General features: G+C 64.3%; 15 protein-coding genes and 1 pseudogene. 12 read left to right on the top strand and 4 right to left on the bottom strand.

All coding sequences use genetic code 11. The annotated features are described in order from the left end of the window. Positions 1–4 precede the first annotated feature (4 nt). The 3 genes from Tfont_RS02135 to Tfont_RS02125 are packed head-to-tail and all read right to left on the bottom strand — an operon-like array spanning position 5 to position 2,914. Entirely contained in the window at positions 5–1,120 is a 1,116-nt protein-coding gene (locus Tfont_RS02135; protein WP_003821159.1) for an efflux RND transporter periplasmic adaptor subunit, read from the bottom strand. Beyond that, on the bottom strand, positions 1,117–1,668 hold the full coding sequence (locus Tfont_RS02130; RefSeq protein WP_015912829.1) for a hypothetical protein: 552 nt from the start codon (positions 1,666–1,668) through the stop codon (positions 1,117–1,119). The genes Tfont_RS02135 and Tfont_RS02130 overlap by 4 nt, the downstream gene beginning before the upstream one ends. A gap of 34 nt (positions 1,669–1,702) precedes the next feature. Further along, positions 1,703–2,914: a TolC family protein gene (locus Tfont_RS02125; protein WP_223656232.1), complete on the bottom strand. Its 1,212-nt coding sequence runs from the start codon at positions 2,912–2,914 to the stop codon at positions 1,703–1,705. Positions 2,915–3,313: 399 nt separating this feature from the next. Here Tfont_RS02125 and Tfont_RS02120 point away from each other — a divergent pair, with 399 nt between their 5' ends. The 6 genes and pseudogenes from Tfont_RS02120 to Tfont_RS15105 all read left to right on the top strand — a co-directional run. Then, positions 3,314–3,571, top strand: a complete 258-nt coding sequence (locus tag Tfont_RS02120) for a metal-sensing transcriptional repressor (RefSeq protein WP_003821156.1) — start codon at positions 3,314–3,316, stop codon at positions 3,569–3,571. A 9-nt stretch (positions 3,572–3,580) separates the two neighbouring features. Further along, on the top strand, positions 3,581–4,891 hold the full coding sequence (locus tag Tfont_RS02115; protein ID WP_003821155.1) for an MFS transporter: 1,311 nt from the start codon (positions 3,581–3,583) through the stop codon (positions 4,889–4,891). 133 nt (positions 4,892–5,024) lie between these two features. Continuing rightward, a complete protein-coding gene (locus tag Tfont_RS02110; RefSeq protein WP_003821153.1) occupies positions 5,025–6,047 on the top strand; it encodes a cation diffusion facilitator family transporter in 1,023 nt (340 codons plus the stop codon). A gap of 43 nt (positions 6,048–6,090) precedes the next feature. Continuing rightward, entirely contained in the window at positions 6,091–6,468 is a 378-nt protein-coding gene (locus tag Tfont_RS02105; protein ID WP_143968209.1) for an ArsR/SmtB family transcription factor, read from the top strand. A gap of 229 nt (positions 6,469–6,697) precedes the next feature. Continuing rightward, complete coding sequence (locus Tfont_RS02100; RefSeq protein WP_003821150.1) at positions 6,698–7,267, top strand: DUF4148 domain-containing protein; 570 nt, start codon at positions 6,698–6,700, stop codon at positions 7,265–7,267. Between the two features lie 31 nt (positions 7,268–7,298). Further along, positions 7,299–7,613 (top strand): annotated as a pseudogene (locus Tfont_RS15105) (cation transporter); the annotation flags it as partial. On the opposite strand, the gene Tfont_RS15100 reads toward Tfont_RS15105, so the two are convergent. Beyond that, a complete protein-coding gene (locus Tfont_RS15100; protein ID WP_017642565.1) occupies positions 7,560–7,907 on the bottom strand; it encodes a hypothetical protein in 348 nt (115 codons plus the stop codon). The pseudogene Tfont_RS15105 and the gene Tfont_RS15100 sit on opposite strands and share 54 nt — an antisense overlap. Before the next feature lie 51 nt (positions 7,908–7,958). Here Tfont_RS15100 and Tfont_RS02095 point away from each other — a divergent pair, with 51 nt between their 5' ends. The 6 genes from Tfont_RS02095 (at position 7,959) to Tfont_RS02070 (ending at position 17,909) form a co-directional block, all read left to right on the top strand. Next, positions 7,959–10,148 carry a heavy metal translocating P-type ATPase gene (locus Tfont_RS02095; protein ID WP_017513344.1) on the top strand — a complete coding sequence of 730 codons (2,190 nt, stop codon included), beginning with the start codon at positions 7,959–7,961 and terminating at the stop codon, positions 10,146–10,148. Positions 10,149–10,259: 111 nt separating this feature from the next. Continuing rightward, a complete protein-coding gene (locus Tfont_RS02090) occupies positions 10,260–11,498 on the top strand; it encodes an efflux RND transporter periplasmic adaptor subunit (protein ID WP_021162752.1) in 1,239 nt (412 codons plus the stop codon). Next, complete coding sequence (locus Tfont_RS02085; protein ID WP_054441432.1) at positions 11,495–14,671, top strand: efflux RND transporter permease subunit; 3,177 nt, start codon at positions 11,495–11,497, stop codon at positions 14,669–14,671. Before Tfont_RS02090 ends, Tfont_RS02085 begins: the two co-directional genes overlap by 4 nt. 20 nt (positions 14,672–14,691) lie before the next feature. Next, on the top strand, positions 14,692–16,197 hold the full coding sequence (locus Tfont_RS02080; RefSeq protein WP_003821143.1) for an efflux transporter outer membrane subunit: 1,506 nt from the start codon (positions 14,692–14,694) through the stop codon (positions 16,195–16,197). A gap of 49 nt (positions 16,198–16,246) precedes the next feature. Next, the gene (locus Tfont_RS02075) at positions 16,247–16,633 is read left to right on the top strand and encodes a MerR family transcriptional regulator (RefSeq protein ID WP_015912830.1); all 387 of its coding nucleotides are present in this window, start codon (positions 16,247–16,249) and stop codon (positions 16,631–16,633) included. A gap of 79 nt (positions 16,634–16,712) precedes the next feature. After that, positions 16,713–17,909, top strand: a complete 1,197-nt coding sequence (locus tag Tfont_RS02070) for an MFS transporter (protein ID WP_021204989.1) — start codon at positions 16,713–16,715, stop codon at positions 17,907–17,909. The last annotated feature ends 24 nt before the right edge of the window (positions 17,910–17,933 follow it).

Raw genomic sequence — 17,933 nt, 5'->3', positions numbered from 1 at the left:
CCCCTCAACGAACTTGATTGATCAGGGACGCGCCCTCGACAACCACGCGGTCGCCGTCCGCCAGGCCCGAAGTGACAGCGATGGATGCACCATCCAAAGGAGTGATGTTCACGACACGCGGCTCGAAGCGCTCGGCCTGGTCTTTGACCCAGACGATGTTCTGGTTGGCAGGGTTCTTCATCAGCGCACCGGAAGGCACGCGGTAGCCAGGTACCGTCGTCGCCTCTTGCACGAAGACCACCACCGGCATACCGACCGCCAAGCGCGAGAGGCTTTCGCTGGTGCCCTTGAACAGCATGGGCAGGGCCTGCTCGCGCAGGCTGCTGGCGGCACCGACGAAGCTCAGCGGCACCTTCTGACCGCCTACTGCGAGTGCAGCACCGGCCAGGTTCTGTGCCATTGCCGGATCGTAGGCAAGCGCCTCGATGCGCAGTTGGGTCGGATCGACCACCTCAAACACCAGTTCGCGCGCATCCACGACCTGCCCGGCAACTGCGGGGCTGGATGCGATGACGCCGCTGACTGGGGCCTTCAGTACGTCCCTGCCGGCGAGGCCCCCGCTCAAGGCGCGGGCGCGTTCGGTCAGGCTGTTCACTTCGCTTTCGGCTGCTTCGATCTCCTTGCGGGGCACGGTCTCCGACAGCTCGCGCAGCCGGGCCAAGCGCTTCTGCGCGAGCGCTTGGCCCGCACGCAGCTCGGCAACCTGGGCCATCTGGCCTGAGCGCTCCAGCACACCGCTGGCCGGTTCGATGTAAGCCAGCACCTGGCCCTTGCGCACGGATTGGCCGATCTGCGGCAGACCATCCGGCCCGGGCACCAGCCGGCCCATTACCATTGCCTGGACCTTGCCGCCTGTCGTCGGGTCCATGATTACTTTGCCAGCCAGTTCATGGCTGCGGGCCAAGGGCTCCTGCTTGATCAGCTGGGTGCGTACACCGATCTGACGTTGCGACGGTTTCGGAAGAAACACGCTGCCATCAGGCTGGCGCTGGGGGCCATTGGAAGACGCAGCCGGCGCTTCGTCGCCGTGGTCATGGCCGTCGTGAGCGAACGCGGGAGCAGCCAGAGCCAATGCAGCCGCCATGGCCGTCGTCATTAGGAAACGGAAGTTGCGCTTCATGCTGCACCTCGCAGTGCACCGTTGGTGCGTGTACGTCTGCGCAGCGCCCACGCTAGGACACCGACGCCGAGGACTGCGGCACCGCCACCTAGTACGACCACACGGCCGGATGCGACGGCATGCTCGTGTTCGGCGTCTTCGCTATGAACATCGAGAACGCCCGTCAACAGGTCCGATTGGCCCTGCGCAGTAATAGTGGCCATGATTGAGGTCTCGCCATCGGATAGCGGCTCAGTCAGATCGGCCTCGAACTCTCCAACCCCGTGTGAGCTGACCTTTACCTGTTGACCACCCAGCTCGAGGGTCAGCTCGCCATCGGTCACCGGCCGGTTGTCGGCAGCATGGTCGAGGTAGAGTGTGAGACGCTGGCCGTTCAGCACACCCACCAGTTCGAAGTCATCGGAAACTGCGGCAAAGCGCGGAAGCGCGGCCGCTGCGGGGGCAGGAGCGGCTTCGCCATGGTCATGGCCGTCGCCGGCCCACGTTGCGCTACTGCCAAGCAGGAGGCTGGACAAGGCAGCTGCACGCCAGAAAGAGGATTGCGACATTTCTAAGGTTCCAGGATGGTTGAGCGCGCGCCGATCAGCGCGTGCCGGAGATGTCAGTGAAAGTCTCGGTCGGCTGCGGCAGCGTGCCTTGTGCCTGCAACAGGGACGAGATGGCCGCGGCATGCTCCACCTTGGCGAGCAGCGCCGCGCGCTCGGCCTCGGTGGCCTCCTGCTCGATGCGAAGGCGTGTCGGCATGTCCGTCTCGCCCATCGCGAACGACTTTTGGTAGAAGGTGCGCGTTTGTTGGGCTAGTCGCTGGCGCTCCGAAGCGGCCTGCATCTGGGTGCTGGTTGCCAGTTCGCGCGATTGGGCAGTTCGAATTTCCGAGAGTAGCCGGGTGCGCTGGGCCGCGAGTGCCGACTCAGCCTCCAGTGCCTGCGCATTGGCGCTGGACAATTGCTCGGTATGACGGCTACCCGTACCGAAGGGAATGCGCACACCCACCGTGATCGTCTGGTTGTAGCGTTCGCCGTAGCCGCCCCGATCCCGCGTGGTCGCCAGGGTCAGTTCGGGGTTGGCGTACTTCTGATGGGACACCAGTTCCGCAGAGCGGCGGGCCGCCAGCGCCTTGTGCTGCAGTTCCAGCAGCGCAGGGTGGTTACCCAACAACGCGCCGGACGGCTGTGCCGATGCCGGTTGAACTCGGACACCTGACTGCTCCGGCTGCGCGGAATCGGCCTGCGACGGGATACTCTCGATGCCGGTCAGTGCCAACAACGCCTCGCGCTGCGTGATTTCTTCGGCCTGAGCAATGGCCAGGGCACTACGAGCCGACGCCAAGGCGCCATCGGCCTGGTTTCTGTCGGCTTGCGCCAGGTCGCCCGCGCGAACCCGGCGAGCCACATCTTGCGCCAACTCGTCCGCGCTGCGGGTGCGATCCTGCGCCGCCACCAATTCGGCCTGGGCACGCTGCCATGCCCACCATGCCTGGCGAACCTGTCCGGCCGTGCGTAGCTTGGCGGCCAGCATCCGGCTGGATAGCGCGAGGCTTTCCGCGTCCGCCCAGCGTGCCGACGAGGCGCGCTCACCAGGCATCCAAAGGGGAATAGCCACCCCGACTTCATATTCGCGCTGTCCGTTGCGGTTGTTGAACCGATCAGTTTTGGTGGAGGCTTCCAGCGCCATCGGACCTGCCACCCAACTGCCGGCCGTCTCTTGGCGTGCTTGGGCGGCCTGCTGCCAGGCGCCTTCTCCAGCGGCTTCTGGCTGCCGCTGCCAAGCTGACTCCCACAATTGGGCGACCATGTGGCTGTCTGGTCTGGATGGGACGTGAGGGGCGGCTACTGGCTGGGCTAGCACGGTGCCGGCCCAAAGCGTGGATACCGCCCATATCCATCCCTTGCGTATGTCTTTGCGAAGCATTCAATTCTCCATCGGTGTTGCATCAGTACTTACCCCCGGCTGGGTGTTCTCTTTCCGAGCAAGTGCTTGTCGTTGAAAAGCCACTGTTCACTGGCTTAGATATGAACAATTGTATATCTATTCATATGAATGGGAAAGAAAACCTTACATCCTTTGAGCACCAATCGCCTTAGAGAGGGCGTCGGGCGCAAGACATCGAGAGGCGAGGTGGGGCTAATCCACTGCGCAAACAGCTATGCAGACTCCTTGAGCATATCCCCCGGGGGGGGATATGATTGCTGCATGAAAGAGATGCACAAGCACACCAGCCACCCAGATCTCGTGAAACGGCTCAAGCGCGCCGAGGGTCATCTGCGACACGTCATCGGGATGATCGAAGGAGAAGAAACCTGCCTGGACATCGCTCGCCAGCTCGCTGCGGTGGAGAGCGCCGTCACAGCGGCCAAGCGCGTCCTGATCCATGACCACATCGACCACTGCCTATCTCATGATGAGGACTCCGTTCTAGCCGAAATGAAGGCGCTAACCAGACTGCTCTGAGGTCTCTCGATGCTCTCCGTCCTAAAGAACCGCACCTACCGCCACCTGTTCACCGCGCAGGTGATCGCACTCGTCGGCACAGGCCTGATGACGGTAGCGCTCGGCCTACTTGCCTACGAGCTGGCCGGGGCCGATGCAGGTGCGGTGCTCGGGTCGGCGCTGGCTATCAAGATGCTGGCCTATGTGGGAGTCGCTCCAGTCGCACAGGCCTTCGCCGACCAGTTCCCGCGACGGTCATTGCTCGTAGCGCTGGACCTGGTACGAGCGGTTGTCGCGATCTGTTTGCCCTTTGTCACCGAGGTCTGGCAGATCTATCTGCTGATCTTTGTCCTGCAAGCGGCATCCGCCGGCTTCACGCCGACTTTCCAAGCCACTATCCCGGACATCCTTCCCGATGAAGAGGACTACACGAAGGCGCTGTCGCTGTCCCGGCTGGCCTATGACCTGGAAAGCCTGATTTCCCCGATGCTGGCTGCTGCGCTGCTGACCGTCATCAGCTTTCACAACCTGTTCGCGGGAACAGTGCTCGGTTTCCTCGTTTCAGCCGCGCTCGTGGTCAGCGTGCGGTTGCCCACAACTATTCCCGGACCGCGCCGCGGCATTTGGGATCGCACGACCCGCGGCACACGCATCTATCTCGCTACGCCACGCCTGCGGGGCCTGCTGGCGATCAGCTTGGCCGTCTCGGCGGCGGGCGCCATGGTGATCGTGAACACGGTGGTTCTCGTGAAGGCGCGCTTTGGCCTAGGCGAGGTCGAAGTGGCGTCGGCACTGGCGGCATTCGGAGGCGGTTCGATGGTGGCAGCCTTCGTTCTGCCATCCTTACTGGAAAAGGTGGCCGACCGAACCGCGATGCTCACCGGCGCTACCGTACTGGTCGTGGGCACGGGGATCGGCGCACTGCTGCCGAGCTATGCATTGTTGCTGCCGCTGTGGTTGATCATCGGCTTTGGCTACAGCGTGGCGCAAACGCCATCCGGCCGTCTTCTGCGCCGCTCGGCCCATGCCGAGGACCGTCCTGCGATCTTCGCGGCACACTTCGCGCTGTCGCACGCCTGTTGGCTCATCTGCTACCCACTTGCCGGCCGCTTCGGCGCGGTCATGGGCTTGCCATCGACCTTCATTGTCATGTCCCTGGTCGGCTTGGCCGGCGTGGCGCTGACGCTCTGGCTGTGGCCGGCCAGCGACCCTTCTGACGTGGCGCATGACCACCCCAGCTTGCCGCCGGATCACCCTCATTTACGCACACACGCAGACCAAGGCAGGCACCATCACCAGCTGATTCTGGATGACCTGCACCGTATCTGGCCGAAAGGATAGGCACATTTTCTCGTTGCGGCATCACAACGCATGGCTTCGGAGGCTGAGAAGGGTGAGCGAAAATATATCACATGAACACATATTCATGTGTTATATTTCGCCATAGTCAAACACTCAACCAGCAGAGGCGCCCATGTCCCAATCCAATGCACATGACCATGGTCACGACCATGATCACGACCACACCCCCACAGTGACGAGCGCCAACGAGCGCAAGGTTCTGGTTTCCTTCTTCCTGATCTTCGGCTTCATGCTCGTGGAAGCTGTCGGCGGCGTGCTGTCGGGCTCGCTAGCCCTACTTGCCGATGCTGGCCACATGCTGACCGACGCCGTGGCACTTGCCCTGGCTTACGCTGCCTTCCGATTCGGTCGCCGCGCAGCCGACAGCAAACGCACATTCGGTTACCTGCGCTTCGAGGTCATCGCCGGCTTCCTGAACGCCGTGACCCTGTTCGCGATCGTCGCATGGATCGCCTACGAGGCGTGGGAGCGGCTGCAGGCGCCGCCCGTCATCCTCGCCGGCCCGATGATGATCGTCGCCGTGCTCGGCTTACTGATCAACGTCCTCGTGCTGTGGATCATGACCCGCGGCGAAACCGATCACGTCAATGTGAAAGGTGCCATCCTCCACGTGATGGGTGACCTGCTCGGCTCTGTCGGCGCCATCGTTGCAGCGATCGTCATCTACTTCACCGGCTGGACTCCGATCGACCCCATCCTGTCGGTTCTAGTAGCGGCGTTGATTCTGCGCAGCGCCTGGAAGCTCCTGGCCAAGTCGATCCATATCCTGTTGGAGGGTGCGCCAGAGGACGCTTCGCCGGAAAAGGTGGAACAAGGCCTGATGAGCACTGTGCCCGGCCTGGCGGCTGTCAGCCATGTTCACGTGTGGCAACTCACTTCCGGTCGCACGATGGCCACGCTACACGTTCGACCCAACGTGGACGAGGAGGCGCGAGCTGTGGTCAAGCGCGTCGAGGCGGTGCTGCGAGAGCAGTTCAGCATCGAACACGCCACAGTCGGAATCGACTGGAACTCGGAGGCTGACGAGAACATCTGCAGCCTGCAACCCACGACAGGCCGTCAGGACCACAGCGGCCACGACCACAGTGAGCACAATCATGACCATGACCACTCCGCTCCCGGTCACAAGCATTGAGGCCGTGCTAGACGGTTCGCAGTTCACTTGAGGGTTTGAATCCATGACATCCCGCAAAACCACCAGCGCCGCTATTGTGCAATGTTCGACCTCTAACCACGGCACGACCACTGATGTCCTCGCACTATCGCAAAGTGACGTCGCTGTTCTGGCAGATACCTTCCGCCTGCTGGGCGACCAATCGCGATTGAAAATCCTGTTGCAGTGCATGCGCGGATCGGTCGCAGTGGGCGACATTGCTGGCTCGCTAGACCTGTCGCAGTCCTTGGTCAGCCATCACCTGCGCCTGTTGCGCGGCGCGCGCCTCGTGCGCGGCGAGCGCCAAGCCAAGCACATCTTCTACGGCATTGCCGACCAGCACGTCAGCCAGGTACTCCAGGACATGGCGGTTCACATTTCGGAGGACAGACACGACGATTGACTGAACATGTGAGTGCGCGCCGGCCTACGCCTTCAAGGGGTAGGCTTTTTTTGGCTATTAATCTAGAGAGACACCGGCGCGCCTTGCTGAATGCCTAGAAGACCCCAAGCAAAAAGCACTCTAAAAATAAACACTTGAACATATCTTCATGTGTGTTATTATTTGTCTACGGGGTATCCGAAAGGCGTAAGGACCACGCCATTATTTTTAACGTCAAGGAGTATTGACCATGTCCAAGAAAATTCGCTTTGCTGTTCTGCTTTCCGCACTTTTTGCTGCTGGAGTAAACGCTCAACCGTTCGCCGCAGATATGACACGGCAACAGGTCCAGGAGGATCTGGCTGCTTGGAGGCAATCTGGGTTGGAAGCGTTGTCTCGCGGCGAAAGCGGCCCGGATACGTTCAGCCCTCAATACCAGGCTGCCTTTCAGCGCTACTTGCAATTGACCCAAGGTGATATGTATCAGGCGCCCTCAGCAGGAAAGACTCGTGCTGAAGTGATGGCTGATTTGGAACTGTGGAAAATCTCCGGCATGCACGCGTTCACCTCGCGCGGAATCACCACCGCTTCGCACACCCAAGCCTACCAACAAGCCTACGAGAGCTATCTCCAGCTCAAGCTGGGTGCGGCTTACAAGGCTCCGGTGGCATTGACTCGTGCTCAAGTAAAGAGTGATTTGGCAGATTGGCAGGTTGCGGGAATGGCTGGATTCTGGGCTGGTGAGCAGACGCCTGATACCTATAGTGATGCCTACCGCACCGCATTTGAAACCTACCAGATGCTGCGCAACAAAAAATGACTTAATGGCAGCTGCATAAAGCAGCGGTCGGATGGTTCAGCCAGAAAGAGATTCTTTCTTTTTTTTGAATAAACATACAAACAAGTGTTCATTTGTTTGCATAACATTCCGATCGCTGATTTGTGCGTCCTGCCACGGCGATTACTCAGAGAACCAGGAGATTGATATGTCTTTGGAAACATTGGACGGCACAGGAGCGCAGGACGAACAACTGGGCTTTCGGGTCGAAGGTATGGATTGCGCCAGTTGCGTCGGCAAGATTGAAACAGCGCTTGGTCGAATTGATGGCGTATCAAATGTACAGGTTAATTTTACAAATGAGACGCTGACGTTGACGCGCAGCACAAGTAGCCGAAATACTGCACGCGACATTGCCAAGAAAATCCGGTCCCTGGGCTTCGACGTGCAGGCACTGCCCGCGTCCGAAATGTCCGCAGCACCTGCACCGTGCCATGCGGCCCACGCGCATGACCACGCCGGCTGCGGCGGCCACCATGACCATGGGCATGCCCACGACCACGGGCACGATCATTCGCACGGCAAAGCGTGCGGTGATGACCATGGGCATGGCCATGCTCACGGCCATGCCCATGCCCATGACCACGGTCACGATCACGGGGCCTGCAGCGGGCATGACCATGCGCCGGCCTCTGCCTCCCGTGGAGCACCCAGCACGCCCCCCAACGTGTCCATGCGCGTCGAGGGCATGGACTGCGCCAGTTGCGTCGGCAAGATCGAAACGGCGCTCGCTCGCATGGATGGCGTGTCCGATGCCCGCATAAACTTCACCGCAGAAACGCTGGAATTGACGCTCGCGTCTGGCGGCCCCACGCAGCTCGGCCACATCGAGAAGACCATCAAGAGCCTGGGCTTCGGCGTCTCCGACGTGCGCCGCCATGATGGCTCAGCACCCGCGGCCCCAGCAGCAGCATCGACGGCGCGCCATCAGCGCTGGTGGCAGACGAAGAAAGGCAAGCACGTGCTGGGCCTGGGCGGCCTGATGGGCTCGGCCTACGCGATCGCGCAGTTCGTTCCTGGCTACGCTGAATGGATCTTCGCCGCTGCGGTGATCGCGGGCGTGCTGCCGTTCGCTCGCAAAGCCTTCGCGCTGGCTGTGTCAGGCTCGCCGTTCTCTATCGAAACGCTGATGGTCGTCGCCTCGCTGGGCGCGCTCGTGATAGGCGAGGCCGAGGAAGCTGCTGCCGTGGTGTTCCTGTTCGCGATCGGCGAGCTGCTGGAAAGCGTGGCCGCCGGCCGCGCGCGCGCCGGCATCAAGGCGCTGGCCTCCCTGGTGCCTAAGACGGCGGTACTGCTCGATGCCGCGGGCGGGCAGCGCGAAGTGCCCGCCGCTTCCCTGCGCGTGAGCGACCGCGTGCTGGTGCGCCCTGGTGACCGGGTGCCTGCGGACGGCAAGATCCTCCGCGGTGAAAGCAGCCTGGACGAGTCGCCTATCACCGGCGAGTCCGTACCGCGTCAAAAGGCTATCGGTGCCGACGTGTTCGCCGGCTCCATCAACGTCGATGGCGTGCTCGAAGTACAAGTCGAGAAGACGGCATCGGACAACACCATTTCTCGCATCATCCAACTGGTGGAGCAGGCGCAGTCCTCCAAGGCGCCCACGGCTCGCTTCATCGAAAAGTTCAGCCGCTACTACACCCCTGCCGTCATGGCCATCGCGGCGTTGATCGTGGTGGTTCCGCCACTTGCCATGGGTGGCGACTGGGGTACCTGGCTGTACCGCGGCCTCGCACTGCTGTTGATTGCCTGCCCATGTGCGCTGGTGCTCTCCACACCGGCGGCCATCGCCTCGGGCCTTGCGGTGGCCACGCGACGGGGCCTGCTGATCAAGGGTGGCAACGCGTTGGAAACCATCGGCCGCGTGCGCGCCATTGCCTTCGACAAGACTGGCACGCTGACCGAGGGCAAGCCGCGCATCACCGAGGTCCTGCCCTTCGGGCTGTTCAAGCATCAACAGGTCCTTGCGCTTGCCGCCGCTGTCGAGTCCGGCTCAAACCATCCCTTGGCGAAGGCCATTGTCGCCCATGCCAAGAGCCTGGACGTGGCGATTCCCCAGGCCACGGGCGCATCGGCCATTGCCGGCAAGGCGGTGCGCGCCACCGTGAACGGCAGTGCGCTCGCTGTCGGATCGCCCGCCCATGCGGAACAGACGGCCACGCTGACAGCCGCGCACCGCAGGGAAATCGACAAGCTGGAGGATGGCGGCAAGACCGTGGTGGTCCTGTTCGACGAAGCCAGCAAGAACGTTCTGGGCCTGCTGGCCCTGCGCGACGAGCCCCGCCGCGACGCGCGCGAAGGCGTGGCCCAGCTCAACGCCATGGGCGTGCGCTCGGTCATGCTGACCGGCGACAACCGCCGCACCGCGCAGGCGATCGCCGGCAAGCTGGGCATCGAGTGGGAGGCCGAGCTGCTGCCGCAGGACAAGCTGCGCTTGGTCAACGAGATGAAGCGTGATGCCAAGGTGGCGATGGTCGGCGACGGCATCAACGACGCGCCGGCCCTGGCGACCGCCGACGTGGGTATCGCCATGGGCGGCGGCACGGACGTGGCGCTGGAAACCGCCGATGCCGCGCTGCTCAAGAGCCGCGTCACGGACGTGGCCCACCTGGTGGCCCTGTCGCGGGCGACGATGGCCAACATTCACCAAAACGTCGTATTCGCCATTGGCCTCAAGGGCTTGTTCCTGGTCACCACCGTGTTGGGTATCACCGGCTTGTGGGTTGCCGTGCTGGCCGACACCGGCGCCACGGCCCTGGTCACGCTGAACGCACTGCGCCTGCTGCGCTTCAAGGGCGCGCCGGAGGCCAACCACGGCGACGACGCCGGGCGTCCCACCACCTTGTCCGTGCCGTCTGCCCGCTGAGGCAACAAGAGGGCTTGACCTTGCCGTCGTTGTAACGCCTAGCCTCCACACAAATTTCTGCAGAGCGCTTCGGAAGGGCCGGAGTCCTGCATCCAAGAAAGGGGCACTTCCATGCGTAAAAAAATCAGAATCGTTGTGGTGGCAGGCGTCATCGCAGCCGTCGGGGGCATAGCGATTGCCGCCCGCGACGCCAAGGACGAGGGCAAGGCCGCGGCGCCCCCGGCGGGCGCGCCGATGGCGCCGCAGGTGCCCGTGGCCGAGGTCATCACCCGCACGGTCGCGCCATCGGCCGAGTACACCGGCTTCCTGGCCGCGCCCAAGACCGTCGAGCTGCGCTCGCGGGTCGGCGGCGCCGTCGATGCTGTGAGCGTCCCCGAGGGCAGCCTGGTGCGCAAGGGACAACTGCTGTTCCAGATCGACCCCCGACCGTTCCAGGTCACGCTCGACACGGCTGCGGCGCAACTGCAACAGGCCGAGGTGCTGGCCAGTCAGGCCCAGGCCGACTTCGACCGCGCCGAGCGCCTGGTGGCGACCGGCGCTGTCGCGCGCAAGACCTACGACGATGCCGTCTCCGCGCGCAGTGCGCGCCAGGCCCAGGTGCAAGCGGCCAAGGCCGCCGTCGCTGCGGCGCGGCTGGATCTGTCCTACGCCCGCGTCACGGCGCCCATCGCCGGGCGCGTTGACCGCGTGCTCGTGACCGAGGGCAACCTGGTCAGCGGCGGTGTCGCCGGCGCGGCCACGCTGCTGACCACGATCGTGTCCATCGACCCGCTGCACGTGTACTTCGACATCGACGAAGCCACGTACCTCAACGTCGTGAGCCGCTCGCGGCCCGCTGCGGGCGCCGGCGGCAAGGCCTCGCTGCCCGTGCAGGTCGGGCTGACCACGGACAAGGGTTTCCCGCACAGGGGCGCGCTCGACTTCGTGGGCAACACCATTGACCGAAGCACCGGCACGATCCGCGCGCGCGCCGTTGTGCCCAACCCGGATGGGCGCATGGCACCCGGCATGTTCGCCCGGGTCAAGCTGTCCACCGGCGCGGCGCGCGAGGCCGTCCTGATCGACGATCAGGCCGTGGGCACCGACCAAGGGCGCAACTACGTGCTGGTCGTGGGCGAGAACAACCAGGCCCAGTACCGGCCCATCGAACTGGGGCCGGTGGTGGACGGGCTGCGCGTCATCAACGGCAGCCTGCAGGCCGGTGAGAAGATCATCATCAAGGGCCTCGTGCGCCCCGGCATGGCGGTCACGCCGCGCATGGTGCCCATGCAGCCGCCCGCGGCACCGGCCGCCGGCGCGGACCCCGCCAAGGCTGACGGCGCGGCCGGCTCGGCGGAGGCCCGCAAATGAATTTCCCCCGCTTCTTCATCAACCGGCCCATCTTCGCCATCGTCCTGTCGGTGCTGATGCTGATCGCGGGCGCGATCAGCTACTTCCAGCTGCCGCTGAGCGAATACCCGCAGGTCACGCCTCCCACGGTGCAGGTCACCGCTAGCTATCCCGGTGCCAACCCGCAAGTGATCGCCGATACCGTGGCATCACCGCTGGAGCAGGCGATCAACGGCGTAGAAGGCATGATGTACATGCAGTCTCAGATGTCCACCGACGGGAAAATGGTGCTCACCGTCTCCTTCGAGCAGCATATCAACGCCGACATTGCGCAGATCCAGGTGCAAAACCGGGTCTCGCGGGCGTTGCCGCGCCTACCGCCTGAAGTTCAGCGCATCGGTGTTGTCACCGAGAAAACGTCGCCGGACGTTCTCATGGTGGTGCATTTGCTTTCGCCTGGAGGTCGATATGATCCGCTGTACGTCTCCAACTACGCCACACTTCATGTGAAGGATGAGCTGGCTCGTACGCCAGGCGTCGGCGATGTCCTAGTCTGGGGCGCCGGGGAGTATTCGATGCGGGTCTGGCTCGAACCCGCCAAGGTCGCTGCTCGTGGGCTGATCGCGAGCGACGTGGTTGCCGCCATCCGCGAGCAGAACATACAGGTTGCCGCTGGTTCGGTTGGTCAGCAGCCGGATGCCTCGGCGGCGTTCCAGGTCACGGTCAACACTCTGGGCCGACTGTCGAGCGAGGAGCAATTCGGCGAGATCGTCGTGAAGACGGGCGCCGACGGCCAGGTAACTCGCCTGCGGGATGTCGCCCGCATCTCGATGGGGGCCGATTCCTACTCTTTGCGCAGCCTGCTCAATGGCGAGCCGGCGGTGGGGATACAGATCATCCAGAGCCCGGGCGCGAACGCGCTGGATGTGTCTAGCGCGGTGCGCGCGGCAATGGACCGACTTCAAGCTAAGTTCCCCGACGGCATTGAGTATAGGATCGCCTACGACCCCACGGTCTTCGTGCGCGCCTCGCTCCAGTCCGTCGCCGTCACGCTGCTGGAGGCCATCTTCCTGGTGGTGATCGTGGTGGTGCTGTTCCTGCAATCCTGGCGCGCGTCGATCATCCCGCTGATCGCCGTGCCGGTCTCGCTGGTCGGCACGTTCGCGGTGATGCACATGTTCGGTTTCTCGCTGAACACACTGTCGCTGTTCGGACTGGTGCTGTCCATCGGCATCGTGGTGGATGACGCCATCGTGGTGGTGGAGAACGTGGAGCGCCACATAGCGCTGGGCGAATCACCCAAGGACGCGGCGCGCAAGGCGATGGATGAAGTGACTGGCCCGATCCTGGCCATCACCTCGGTGCTGGCAGCGGTCTTCATCCCCTCGGCGTTCCTGTCGGGGCTGCAGGGCGAGTTCTATCGCCAGTTCGCGCTAACCATCGCGTTCTCGACCATCCTGTCGGCGATCAACTCGCTTACGCTGTCGCCAGCGCTGGCCGCCATCCTGCTCAAGCCGCACCACGGCGCGGCCAAGCCCGATCGCGTCACGCGCATCATCGACGGCGTGTTCGGCGGCTTCTTCCGCCGCTTCAACCGCTTCTTCGACCGCGCCTCGAATTCCTACGTCGGGGGCGTGCGCCGCGCGGTGCGCGGCAGCGCCATCGTGCTGCTGCTCTACGTCGGCTTCCTGGGCCTGACCTGGCTGGGCTTCCACAAGGTGCCTGCGGGCTTCGTGCCCGCCCAGGACAAGTACTACCTCGTGGGCATCGCCCAGCTTCCGACCGGCGCCTCGCTGGATCGCACCGAGGCGGTCGTCAAGGAGATGACCAAGATCGCACTGGCTGAGCCGGGCGTCGAGAGCGTGGTGGCCTTCCCGGGCCTGTCGGTCAATGGACCGGTGAACCAGCCGAACACCGCGCTGATGTTCGCCATGCTCAAGCCCTTCGATGAGCGCAAGGACCCGTCGCTGTCGGCCTTCGCCATCCAGGGCAAGCTCATGGGCAAGTTCAGCCAGATCCCGGACGGCTTCGTCGGCATCTTCCCGCCGCCGCCGGTGCCGGGCCTGGGTTCGATGGGCGGCTTCAAGCTGCAGATCGAGGACCGGGCGGGCCTGGGTCCCGAGGCGCTTGCGCAGGCACAGGGCCAGATCATGGGCAAGGCCATGCAGGCGCCCGAGCTGGCGAACATGCTCGCCAGCTTCCAGACCAATGCGCCGCAGTTGCAGGTGGACATCGACCGGGTGAAGGCCAAGTCGCAGGGCGTATCGCTGACCGAGGTGTTCGACACCCTGCAGGTCAACCTTGGCTCGCTCTACGTCAACGACTTCAACCGCTTCGGTCGCACCTACCGGGTCATGGCCCAGGCCGATGCGCAGTTCCGCATGCAGGCTGAGGACATAGGCATGCTCAAGGTGCGCAATGCAGCGGGCGACATGATCCCGCTGAGCGCGATCGCGACCATCGAGCGCAGTTCCGGCCCCGACCGGGTGATGCATTACAACGGCTTTCCCTCGGCCGACATCAGCGGCGGGCCAGCGCCGGGCTACTCGTCCGGCCAGGCCACCGCCGCGATTGAGAAGATCGTGAGCGAATCGCTGCCGGACGGTATGACCTACGAATGGACGGACCTGACTTTCCAGGAAAAACGGGTTGGCAACACGGCGATCTACATCTTCGCGCTGGCGGTGCTGCTCGCCTTCCTGTTCCTGGCGGCCCAGTACAACAGTTGGTCGCTGCCGTTCGCTGTGCTGCTGATTGCACCCATGGCGCTGCTCTCGGCGATCGCCGGCGTCTGGCTCTCTGGGGGCGACAACAACATCTTCACGCAGATCGGTTTCGTGGTGCTGGTCGGCCTGGCTGCCAAGAACGCGATCCTGATCGTGGAGTTCGCCCGCGCGAAGGAAAGCGAAGGGGCCGATCCGCTGGCAGCCGTGCTCGAAGCCGCGCGCTTGCGGCTGCGCCCGATCTTGATGACGTCGTTCGCCTTCATCGCTGGCGTGGTGCCGCTGGTGCTGGCCAGCGGTGCGGGCGCCGAGATGCGCCACGCCATGGGCATCGCGGTGTTCGCCGGCATGCTGGGCGTGACGGTATTCGGCCTGGTGCTGACGCCGGTGTTCTACGTTGTGGTGCGCAAGCTGGCGCTGCGCCGCGAAGCGCGCCATGCCCGTGGCGGCATGACCGACCAGCACGCATGACGGCCAGGAGGACATACGACATGAAAACATCTTTCGCATTCACACGACCCGCCAGGACGCTGGCGCCGCTCGCCCTCGCGGCGGCGCTGGCTGGCTGCTCCATGGCACCGAAGTATGACCGGCCCGCAGCGCCGATCGACACGGCCTATCCCTCGGGCGCGGCCTATGTGGAACTGGCGGCCGCGACGCCCGACGACGCGATCACGGCCGAGATCGGTTGGCGGGACTTCTTCCGCGACCCGCTGCTGCAGCAGTTGATCGGCATTTCGCTGGAGAACAACCGCGACATGCACAAAGCCGCGCTCAACGTGGAGGCGGCTCAGGCGCTGTACCGTATCCAGCGTGCCGAGATGCTGCCGAACCTGGGCGTTTCCGCCCGCGGCGCGTCAGAGCGCGTACCGGCCGACCTCAGTACCACGGGGCAAAGCGACGTGCTCCGGCGCTACGACGTGGCCGGGGTGACGGCCGCCTGGGAGCTGGACCTGTGGGGCCGCATCCGCAGCCTCAACGACCGGGCGCTGGCGTCCTACCTGGCCCTCGACGAGACCCGCATCGCCACGCAGATGAGCCTGGTGTCCGAGGTGGCCAGCGCCTACCTCACGCTGCGCGCCGACCAGGAACTGCTGCGCCTGACGAGCGACACCCTCGCCACACAGAAGCGCTCCTATGACCTGACCACCCAACTGGTGGAAGCGGGAAATTCCACGCAGCTCGACCTGCGCCGCGCGGAGATCGCGCTGCGCACCGCCGAGGCCAACCGCGCCGCCTACACGCGGCAGGCGGCCAAGGACCGCAACGCGCTGGTGCTGCTGCTGGGCCAGCCGCTGACGCCGGAGCTGTCCCGGCAGCTTGACGAGGCCGTGGCGCTGCCGGACGACATCGTGCCGACCGACCTGCCGAGCGGCCTGCCGTCCGAACTGCTCGCGCGTCGGCCGGACATCCGCGCCGCCGAGCAGATGCTGATCGGCGCCAACGCCAACATCGGCGCGGCGCGGGCCGCGTTCTTCCCGACGATTAGCCTCACGGGCTCGGCGGGCACGGCCAGCGCTTCGCTGGACGGCCTGTTCGATTCGGGCTCGCGGGCCTGGAGCTTCCTGCCGCAGATCACGCTGCCCATCTTCCGCGGCGGCGCGTTGCGAGCCAATCTGGACGTGGCACAGGTACAAAAGAGGATCGAAATCGCCAACTACGAGAAGTCTATCCAGGCGGCCTTTGCTGAGGTGGCTGACGGCTTGGCGGGCAAGCGCACGCTTGATGAGCAGATCCGCTCGGAGCAGCTCCTGGTAGCGGCTAGCCAGAAAGCCTACCAACTAGCCGAGCAACGCTTCCAGGAAGGCGTGGACGACAACCTCACCTTGCTCGATGCGCAACGCACACAGTACGGTGCGCAGCAGACCCTGGTGCGCACGCGCCTGACGCGGCTGAACAACCTCATCCACCTCTACAAGGCGCTGGGTGGCGGCTGGACTGAGCACACGGTGCAATCGGGCGCCACCGGGCAACCATCCGCCCGGTCGCCGGGATAAGGGCTATGCGCAACGGCGGCGTTCCCCATCGTTGCGCACGGAGAACCGGATGAGGATCGGTGAACTTGCGCGCTTGACGGGCACCCCCCCGGAGAACATTCGGTTCTACGAGCGGGAGGGCCTGTTGCAAGCCCCGGAGCGGTCACGCAACAACTATCGGCGCTATGGCCCGGCCCATGTCGAACGGCTTCACCTGATTCGCAACTACCGTGCCTCGGGAATCGGCCTGGATGACGTGCGCCGCCTACTGGGTTGGGCACATGAGGGGTTCCTGGAACCTGAGCTGCTAAGGCAGGCTGTCCAAGGCCATCTCGCCTGTGTTGAGGAACGCATGGAGCAACTGATCCAGGTGAAAGAGCACCTGCTCGCATTGGCCCTGCACGGTGCTGCTTCCGCCGGGGCTTCCGAGGATGGACCGGCTCGCGATGGTTCGTGAGCATCGCATGTCCATATAACTGAATATATATTCATGCGTGTAATATTTCCGGCCAGACAAACGAATAAGAAAGACGCCCATGACCGACCAGAGCATCACGCGCCGAAACATCGGCGTTCTCACCGCCGCGCAGGCGCTCGGCGGCGCCAGCGCGCCCATCGTGATGTCGCTGGGTGGGCTGGTCGGCCAGCAGCTTGCCAAGAATTCGGCCTGGATCACCTTGCCCGTGAGTCTGTTCGGCCTGGGTCTTGCCATCGGCACCTTGCCTGCCGCCTTCATCATGCGGCACCATGGCCGCCGCAACGGATACGTGGTGGGGGTCGGCTTCGGCGTGGCCTCGGGCCTGATCGCCGCGTTGGGCATCATGCTGGCCTCGTTCTGGATCTTCTGCGCCGGCACCTTCCTGGCGGGCTTCTACGGCGCGTATGTGCAGAGCTACCGCTTCGCAGCCGCCGACACCGCCGAGGACGCGCTTAAGGCCAAGGCCATTTCCTGGGTCATGGTGGGCGGTCTCGCGGGCGCCATCATCGGGCCGCAGTTGGTGATCTTCACGCGCGATGCGGTAGCGGGCACGCCCTACGTTGGCAGCTTCCTCAGCCAGGCGCTGCTGCCGCTGATCGCCTTGCCGATCCTGCTGATGCTGCGCACGCCGAGCCAGACCCAGGCCGAAGCAGTCGCCGATAGCGGTCGGACGGTGCTGCAGCTCTTGGCGATGCCGCGCTATCTGCTGGCCGTGGCTGCGGGCGTGGTGTCCTATGGGGTGATGGCGTTCGTGATGACGGCCGCGCCGGTGGCGATGGTCAACCACGGGCATTCGGTGGACAACGCCGCCCTAGGAATACAGTGGCACCTGCTGGCGATGTTCGGGCCGAGCTTTTTCACAGGACGACTGATGGTGCGCTACGGCAAGGAGCGCGTGACCGCCGTCGGCATGGTGCTGCTCGCCGCCTCCGGGGTGGTGGCCCTGGGCGGGCTCGGCCTGTCCCACTTCTGGGGCTCGCTGGCGCTGCTGGGCATCGGCTGGAACTTCAGCTTCATCGGCGCGACGGCGATGGTCACCGATTGCCACACCCCGGCCGAGCGCAGCAAGGCGCAGGGCATGAACGATTTCTTCGTCTTCGCCGCCACGGCGGCCGTGTCGTTCCTCGCGGGATCGATCCTGCACAGCTCGGGCTGGCAGGCGGTCAACTGGATGATCTTCCCGGCCCTGGCGCTGATCCTGGTGCCGCTGCTGTGGCAGGCCGCGCGAAAGCCGGCGCTGCCAGCTCCGGTCTGATCGGAGCGGTGCAAGAGGCGCTCC

The sequence above is a fragment of the Tepidimonas fonticaldi genome (assembly GCF_007556755.1).
Taxonomy (GTDB): domain Bacteria; phylum Pseudomonadota; class Gammaproteobacteria; order Burkholderiales; family Burkholderiaceae_C; genus Tepidimonas; species Tepidimonas fonticaldi.
The sequence above is the reverse complement of the archived record's forward strand: the minus strand, read 5'-3'. Positions and strand labels throughout refer to the sequence as shown.